Origin of the sequence: Segeticoccus rhizosphaerae (assembly GCF_009192725.1) — a bacterium.
GTDB classification, from domain to species: Bacteria; Actinomycetota; Actinomycetes; order Actinomycetales; family Dermatophilaceae; genus Segeticoccus; species Segeticoccus rhizosphaerae.
This window is the reverse complement of the sequence record NZ_VOHR01000175.1, coordinates 1-8,257: the sequence shown is the minus strand read 5'-3', so window position 1 is coordinate 8,257 and position 8,257 is coordinate 1. Positions and strand designations below refer to the sequence as shown.

Genomic DNA, 8,257 nt, shown 5'->3' with positions numbered 1-8,257 from the left:
CGGCCGGCAGGACCTGCTCGACCAGGCAAGCGCCGACGAGGGTGACCTCGGCGCGCAGCTGCTGCGCCTCGTCATACGCGCTCGGGCCGAGGGCCGGGACCCCTCGGCAGCGCTCCGCGCCATCCTGCGCACCCTCGAGCGACAGGGCCGGGACGCTCGATAGTGTGCGTCCGCCGCGACCGGCGCGACGCCGCTCAGCCCGCGGCGCCACCCGGTGGCTCTTGAGACATGGACAGGTGCTCGCCATTCGGCGTTTGGCCCACACCACGGTCACCGTGCACGTGGGCTGAGTCGCTCACGAGGTCGGGCCGGGACACCCGTTAGGCTCGCTGGGTAACCCGGAACGGGACGTGTCGGACTGATCGCCCCCCAGCACAGCAGGAGTGTTCGTGGCCAGCATCGAGGCAATTGGCGCCCGCGAGATCCTCGACTCGCGTGGCAACCCCACCGTGGAGGTCGAGCTCGCGCTCGACGACGGGACCATCTCCCGCGCCGCGGTCCCCTCGGGCGCCTCGACGGGTGCCTTCGAGGCGGTCGAGCGTCGCGACGGCGACGCCGCGCGCTATGGCGGCAAGGGCGTCGAGCAGGCCGCCGAGGCCGTCATGGAGCAGATCGCGCCCAGGCTGCTCGGATTCGAGGCGAGCGAGCAGCGGCTCATCGACGCGGAGATGCTGGCGCTCGACGGCACGCCCAACAAGGCCACGCTCGGGGCCAACGCGATCCTCGGGGTCTCGCTCGCGGTGGCGCGTGCCGCGGCCGAGTCGGCCTCCCTGCCGCTCTTCCGCTACGTCGGAGGCCCCAACGCCCACGTGTTGCCGGTGCCGATGATGAACATCCTCAACGGTGGGTCGCATGCCGACTCCAACGTGGACATCCAGGAGTTCATGATCGCGCCGATCGGCGCCGGCTCGTTCAAGGAGGCGCTGCGCTGGGGCGCTGAGGTCTACCACGCCCTCAAGGCCGTGCTCAAGGAGCGAGGTCTGGCGACCGGCCTCGGCGACGAGGGGGGCTTCGCGCCGAACCTCGACAGCAACCGCGCGGCCCTCGACCTCATCGTCGAAGCCATCGGCAAGGCCGGCTACAAGCCCGGCACCGACATCGCGCTGGCGGTAGACGTCGCCGCCTCCGAGTTCTTCTCCGAAGGCAGCTACACGTTCGAGGGACAGCAGCGAACCGCCGCCGAGATGTCCACCTACTACGGCGAGCTCGTCACGTCATACCCCCTTGTCTCGCTCGAGGACCCGCTCGACGAAGACGACTGGGAGGGGTGGGCCACGATCACCGCCGAGCTCGGCGGAAAGGTCCAGATCGTGGGCGACGACCTCTTCGTCACCAACCCTGAGCGGCTGCAGCGCGGCATCACCGAACACGTCGCGAACTCGCTGCTGGTCAAGGTCAACCAGATCGGGACGCTGACCGAGACTCTCGACGCGGTCGCCCTGGCGCAGCGCAGCGGCTACACCTGCATGATGAGCCACCGCTCCGGCGAGACCGAGGACACCACCATCGCCGACCTCGCCGTCGCCACCAACTGCGGGCAGATCAAGACCGGCGCGCCGGCGCGTTCCGAGCGGGTCGCCAAGTACAACCAGCTGCTGCGCATCGAGGAGGAGCTGGACGACGCCGCGATGTATGCCGGCCCCGGTGCCTTCCCACGCTTCCGGGTCCAGGGCTGAGGGGCAGCGGGAGCCCGATGGTCAAGAGCACCAGACCGGGGGGTCCGTCGCAGCGGTCGCGACGGACGGGCACCACGTCGCGCCCGCGACCGGGCGGGCGGTCCACGCCGTCCAGCCGGCCGACGAACCGCACGGCACACCGCGTCTCCCGCGGTGCGCCGGTCACGACGAAGCAGCGACCGCGTTCGCTGCGCCGCCTCGTCATCCTCGGTGTCCTCGTGACGTTCCTCGCCGTGATCCTGGCGCCGACCCTGCGCGCCTACATCCACCAGCGGGGCGAGATCTCGGCGCTCGAGCAGCAGATCGCACAGCAGAAGTCGACGGTCAAGACACTCAGCCAGGAGAAGCAGGACTGGCAGGACCCGCACTACGTGGAGCAGCAGGCACGCGAGCGGTTGAAGTTCGTCATGCCCGGTGACAAGCAGTACACGACGATCACCGGAGACAAACCAGCCGACGCCACCTCGCCCGAGTCGGGCATCGCGTCGGTGCCGGACGACGTGCGCGCCCATCGGCCCTGGTACGGCGAGATGTGGGAGTCAGTCGTCATCGCGGACTCGGGCGCGAAGGCACCGGCGTCGGAGTCGACGGTGGGCAAAAAGGCGGAGCCGCCCGCCGTGCGTGACACGAAGAGTGGCAAGTGACCGGTGGGCGTGCCTGACGAGAAGGAAGCCGGCGCGGTCGACGAAATCGACCTCGCAGCGGTCGAGGTGCAGCTCGGACGGCGGCCCCGAGGGGTCGCCGCGGTCGCACACCGGTGTCCGTGCGGGAGGCCCGATGTCCTGCAGACGGTGCCCCGGTTGCCCGACGGCACACCGTTTCCCACGACGTTCTACGCCACCTGCCCGCGGCTGACTGGAGCGATCAGCACCCTCGAGGCCAGTGGGTTGATGAAGCAGATGACCACGCGGCTCGCCGAGGACGAGGCACTCGCTGCGGCCTACCTCGCCGCCCACGACGACTACCTGCGGCGTCGGGCCGAGCTGGGCGACGTGGCCGAGATCGACGGCATCTCCGCCGGCGGCATGCCGAGCCGGGTCAAGTGCCTGCACGTTCTCGTCGCACACTCGTTGGTGGCGGGGCGCGGAGTCAACCCGCTCGGCGACGAGGCGTTGGAGGCGCTGGAGGACTGGTGGACCGCTGGGTCCTGCGTCCCAGAGGGAACCGATCCGGGCGTTGCGCCTGAGGCAACGACGCCGTGACCCGCGTCGGCGCGATCGACTGCGGCACCAACTCGATCCGGCTGCTCGTAGCTGATGTGGACGCCTCGAGAGGGACCGTGACCGACTTGCTGCGCCGGATGGAGATCGTCCGGCTCGGCCAGGGGGTGGACCGCACCGGCCGGATCGATCCGGAGGCGATGGCCCGGACCTTGGCGCAGGCCCGCGAATACGCCGCCCAGTGCCAGGAACTGGGGGCGGCCCAGGTTCGTTTCGTCGCGACCTCCGCGTCCCGCGACGCCAGCAACGCGGGCGAGTTCGTCGACGGCGTGAGGGAGGCGTTCGCGGCATTCGGTGCCTCGCCCGAGGTCGTCAGCGGAGAGGAGGAGGCTTCGTTGTCGTTCCGGGGAGCCACTGGAGAGCTGCGGGCGAACGGCATACCCAGTCCCTTCCTGGTGGTCGACCTGGGCGGCGGGTCGACCGAGTTCGTTCGGGGGGCCACCGATGTCGAGCGAGCCAGATCGGTGGACATCGGCTCGGTGCGAATGACCGAGCGGCATCTGCGCAGCGACCCGCCGACCGTGGCCGAGATCAACGCCGCCGTGGCGGACATTGACGCCGCCGTCGAGCAGGCTGCGCAGGTGGTCGACTTCCACGACGTCGCCACGCTGGTAGGCCTCGCGGGCTCGATCACCACCATCACCGCGCACGCGCTCCGCCTGCCCCGCTATGAGTCCGAATGCATCCATGGCACGAAGTTGCCGGTCGAGCGCATGGTCGCCGCCTGCACGGACCTGCTCGAGATGCCGCGAGCGGACCGAGCGGCCCTGCCCTACATGCACCCCGGCCGGGTCGACGTCATCGGCGCCGGGGCGCTCGTGTGGCGGCGGATCGTCGAACGGCTGCAGGCCGACGCCGGAGTCGGCCACACCATCACCTCCGAGCACGACATCCTGGACGGCATCGCCCTCTCGATCGCATGATTGGCTGCGGTCGCCCAGCGGGATCCCGCGCCTGACCGGGCCGGGCAGGGCAGGGCATCCGGGCCGATTTCGATCAATTTCGGCAACTCTAGAAAAAGTGACAACGCCCGCGACATTCCGCTCCTACCCTCGATCAATGACGGTCTCGGGTGAGACCGGAAGGAGCGGAGTCATGAAGCGCAAGATCCTCCCAGCCGCACTGCTAGCTCCCCTGCTCGTCGCGGGCCTCACCCAAGGCTCCGCCCAAGCCGCAGCGCAACTGTCTCCCGTGGCCACGTGGGAGATGAACGAAGCGGCCGGGGCCACCGTGATGGGGGATTCGAGTGGTAACGGTGTCACAGGAAGCATCGGCAGCGTCGTGGATACCGGGACCCTCGTCCAGGGCGCCGTGGCCTACCGGTTCCCGTATACCGCTCCCAACACGACCCCCGCCGACAGCCCACGTCTGGTAACGGTCGGAAGCTCCGCCCTGAATCCGGGAGATCGCGACTTCTCCATCACGATCCGGTATCGCACGACGCACGACTTCGGCAACATCATGCAGAAGGGGCAGCACGGTGCCAAGGGCGGCTACTGGAAGCTCGAGGCCCCGCACGGAAAGCTCACCTGCCTCTTCCGGGGGATGGTCGATGGAACGCTGGTGGGCAAGACGGTCAACTCGGGCGTCGCGCTCAACGACGGCCAGTGGCACACGGTGACCTGTCTGCGCACAGCGACCCAGATCACGATGACCATCGACGGGACCAAGACACGTCGAGCCAAGGGCGCAACCGGGACGATCAGCAACAACGTCGCCATGACCATCGGTGGCAAGACCAAGTGCGACCAGGTCAAGGTCACCTGCGACTTCTTCAGTGGCGACATCGATCGGGTTGCCGTCAGCGCCGGCTGAACCCGCCTCGGGCCCGCCCGGCTGGGCGGGCCCGAGGAACGAACCCACACAACGGCTTTCTTGGGTTTGGCTGCGAAACCCGGGCGGGGCGTGTGACCATTCGATCGTCACGTCTGACACGGGAGTTCACTATGAACAAGCGCCAGTTGGGGGCAGCCATCACCTTGGCTGTGGCCTTCTCCGGAACGTCCGTCCTGCCTGCCATGGCAGCAGACGACAGTCCCAGCACGACGACGCCACAGAGTTCGACGCCACCGGGTGCGGAAACTTCCCCGGTAACTGCAGAAGACAGTGCACTGCAGACGACGTCGACCACCACGACGGTTACTTCTGAGCCTGCGCCCGAGCCTGCACCTGCGCCGGAGCCGGCACCTGCGCCGGAGCCGGCACCTGCGCCGGAGCTGGCACCTGCGCCGGAGCTGGCACCTGCGCCCGAGCCCACTTCGCCGCCCACGACTGAGCCCACTTCGCCGCCCACGACTGAGCCCACTTCGCCGCCCACGACTGAGCCCACTTCGCCGCCCACGACTGAGCCCACTTCGCCGCCCACCACCAAGCCGACGCCGAAACCTCAGCCGGCCAAGCTGAGTGTCGCGGGCCGCGCCTTCGTCAAGGACACCAACGGCAGTGGTCGGAGGGACGCGGGCGACACGGTCACCTTCCGCTACATCGTGACCAACAGCGGCAAGGGCACAGCCACCGGGCTCACGGTGACCGGCGGCCTGGGCGCCAAGACGTGCGGCCGGACCACTCTGCCTGCCATGAGCGCCGCGAACTGCCTCCTCACCCATGTGATCACCCAGGCGGACATGGACCGGGGCTCGATCACCGATCGCGCCATTGCCAAGGCGGTGGGCGAGGACAAGAAGAAGGTGAGCGCGTCCTCCGGCACAGTCTCAGTCGCGCTCAAGGGCTCGGCGAGGCTCACCGCCGTCCAAATGGTGACCCAGGTGACCGACCTCAACAGGGACGGCCACGCGGGCGAGGGCGACAAGATGCGCTACAGCCTGCGCATCACGAACACCGGGACGCTGACGGTCAGACGGATCAACGTCGTCGACGGAAAGTTGAACCAGCACGGCCTCAACCTCACCTGTCCGACCACGGCACTGACCCCGGGCGCCTCCGTGACCTGCACGGCTCCGCTCTACACCGTCAGCCGCTGGGAGGCCAAGCACAGCCCCCTGGCCAACCGGGCCTTCGCCCGAGGCACCACGGCAACTGGAGTCACGGTCGCGAGCAACGGCACCGTCACCTACCGCCTCACGGTGCCGCCGGTGAAGCGGGTCGTCAAGCACCGGAGCAACACTCCGGCCAAGACGCACACGTGGGTCAAGAAGACACACCAGAGCCTCAACAAGCGGCACCACGTGAAGCAGCACAAGGTGCGGCTCGTGGCGAAGATCAGGGCAGCACAGTGGCTCTCGGCCGTGACGGACAAGAACAAGAACGGTCGCTTCGACGCGGGAGACTCCGCCGTCTACAGCTTCAAGGTCGTCAATGCCGGCAACGTGACCGTGAGCGACCTCGCCATCGTGGACCGCAAACTGGCCCGCAAGAACCTCAAGATCACCTGCGACCAGACCACCCTGGTGCCCGGTGCGACCGCCGTCTGTCACGCGGAGCCCCTGGTCTTCACCAAATGGCAGGCGAAGCACAACAAGACGTTGGGCAAGAACTGGGCATACGCCACTGCCGTCGCATCGACCGGCAAGGCCATCCGCAGCAACTCCACCGTTACCGACCACGGCATCAAGGCCAAGGCCGACCCGGAGCCGAGCCTGCTCGCCTACACCGGGGTCGAGGCCGGAAGCGTGCTCTTGTCGGGCGTCTTCCTGATGGGTCTGGGAGCGTTCCTGAAGGTCGGCAGCCGCCGTCGCCGGACACGCCGCGCCTGAGGCCGACACGCGACGACGGGCCCCTGCCAGAGCGGCGGGGGCCCGTCCGCGACCTCGGTGCGGGAGGATGCGGGCGTGACCGACGAAGCGCTACCGCACCCGGTGACCGGAGCGCTCTTCCCCTCCCCGGTCCCGCCGGGCACGGGCTGGCCGGGCGATCCCGCCGATGCCGACACCCCCGTCGCGCGCACGACACGGCAGGCCGCACGGCTCGCGAACTCGTCCGCTACGAGGGAGGAGGTCGACGCGCGGTCGTCGGTATGCCGTGCCTGCCCGCGGCTGGTGCGCTGGCGCGAGCAGGTGGCCACCACCGGGAAGCGCGCCTCGTTCGCCGCCGAGCCCTACTGGGGGCGCCCCGGCCCGAGCTTCGGTGACCCCGACGCGGAGGTGCTGGTCATGGGACTGGCGCCAGCTGCGAACGGCGCGAACCGGACCGGCCGGATGTTCACCGGTGACAAGAGCGGCGACTGGCTCTTCGCCGCGCTGCACCGCGCCGGCTACGCCAACCAGGACCACGCCTGGGCCGCCGGAGACGGGTTGGTGCTCACCGGGATCCGGATCGTGGCGGCGGTGCGCTGCGCCCCGCCGGACAACAAGCCGACCACGACCGAGCGAGACACCTGCTCGGCGTGGCTCGACCGCGACCTCCAGCTCTGCGCGCCGAAACTGCGATCGATCCTCTGCCTCGGGTCCTTCGGCTGGGACGCCGTGCTCGCCAGTGCCCGCCGACTCGGTTGGTCCGTGCCCAGGCCGAAGCCCAAGTTCGGCCACGGCGCCGAGGCCGCGGTCGTGACCGACCAGGGACACGGCATACGGCTGCTCGGGACCTACCACCCCAGCCAGCACAACACCTTCACCGGGCGGCTGACCACCGACATGTTCGACGCCGTACTCGCGCGGCTGTGAGCCACGGCTCCGGGCCGCAGGTCGTGAGACGCCCCGGCGGGAGCCGCCGCCCACCGCTACGGTGGCGCGGTGACCGACCAGATCATCGCCGTGACCGTTGTGGGGGACGACCGTCCCGGCATCGTCGCCGACGTGACCTCCGCGCTCGCCGACCTGCACGGCAACCTCGAGGACTCCACCATGACGCTCCTGCGGGGGCACTTCGCCATGGTGGTGCTGGTGCGGACGGGCGCCGACGCGCCCGCCGTGGAGCAGGCGCTCGCGCACCTGACCGGGGACGGCTCACTCGTCATCAGCGCGCGGCGACTGTCGGAGCAGACCGCTGTCGCAGCCGGCGGCGAGGCTGACTTCGTCCTGCACGTGCACGGCGCCGACCGCACAGGCATCGTCGCTGCGATCACGCGGGTCGTGGCCGACCACGGCGTCAACATCGTCGACCTCGGCACCCGTCTCGGGGACGGGCTCTACGTGCTGGTGGCGCAGCTGTCGGTGCCGTCGAGCACCGAGCCGGACCGGCTCGCGGAGGCGCTGCGTTCCGTCGCGGCCGACCTCGGCGTCGAGGTCCGCCTCTCCCGGGTCGACGACGACCTGCTGTGACCTCGCCCATCCAGGAGTGGCAGATGCCGGACCTGCCGCCGGGCCGCGTCCGGACCGTGGCGCGGTCCCCCCAAGCGGTGCTCGCACAGGAGGGCGCCGAGGTCGACCCGGCCTCGCCCGAGACCGTCCAGCTGGCGGCCGACCT

General features: G+C 69.7%; 8 protein-coding genes. All 8 read left to right on the top strand.

Features of this window, described 5'->3' with window-relative positions:
* Nucleotides 1-389 precede the first annotated feature (389 nt).
* The 8 genes from eno to FRW57_RS13730 all read left to right on the top strand — a co-directional run bounded on the left by eno (nt 390) and on the right by FRW57_RS13730 (nt 8,112).
* Entirely contained in the window at nt 390-1,676 is a 1,287-nt protein-coding gene (gene eno / locus FRW57_RS13765) for a phosphopyruvate hydratase (RefSeq protein WP_152186240.1), read from the top strand.
* A 218-nt stretch (nt 1,677-1,894) separates the two neighbouring features.
* Nucleotides 1,895-2,320 carry an FtsB family cell division protein gene (locus FRW57_RS13760; RefSeq protein WP_162308105.1) on the top strand — a complete coding sequence of 142 codons (426 nt, stop codon included), beginning with the start codon at nt 1,895-1,897 and terminating at the stop codon, nt 2,318-2,320.
* Nucleotides 2,321-2,329: 9 nt separating this feature from the next.
* Nucleotides 2,330-2,878: a DUF501 domain-containing protein gene (locus tag FRW57_RS13755; RefSeq protein ID WP_137119894.1), complete on the top strand. Its 549-nt coding sequence runs from the start codon at nt 2,330-2,332 to the stop codon at nt 2,876-2,878.
* On the top strand, nt 2,875-3,819 hold the full coding sequence (locus tag FRW57_RS13750) for a Ppx/GppA phosphatase family protein (protein WP_137119893.1): 945 nt from the start codon (nt 2,875-2,877) through the stop codon (nt 3,817-3,819). Before FRW57_RS13755 ends, FRW57_RS13750 begins: the two co-directional genes overlap by 4 nt.
* Before the next feature lie 172 nt (nt 3,820-3,991).
* Nucleotides 3,992-4,711 (top strand): laminin G domain-containing protein, encoded by a 720-nt coding sequence (locus FRW57_RS13745; RefSeq protein ID WP_162308104.1) that lies wholly within the window; start codon nt 3,992-3,994, stop codon nt 4,709-4,711.
* 131 nt (nt 4,712-4,842) lie between these two features.
* A complete protein-coding gene (locus FRW57_RS13740) occupies nt 4,843-6,609 on the top strand; it encodes a DUF7507 domain-containing protein (protein ID WP_420853253.1) in 1,767 nt (588 codons plus the stop codon).
* Nucleotides 6,610-6,684: 75 nt separating this feature from the next.
* Nucleotides 6,685-7,515 carry a uracil-DNA glycosylase gene (locus FRW57_RS13735; RefSeq protein ID WP_137119890.1) on the top strand — a complete coding sequence of 277 codons (831 nt, stop codon included), beginning with the start codon at nt 6,685-6,687 and terminating at the stop codon, nt 7,513-7,515.
* 69 nt (nt 7,516-7,584) lie between these two features.
* On the top strand, nt 7,585-8,112 hold the full coding sequence (locus tag FRW57_RS13730; protein WP_202911351.1) for a glycine cleavage system transcriptional repressor: 528 nt from the start codon (nt 7,585-7,587) through the stop codon (nt 8,110-8,112).
* Nucleotides 8,113-8,257 lie beyond the last annotated feature (145 nt).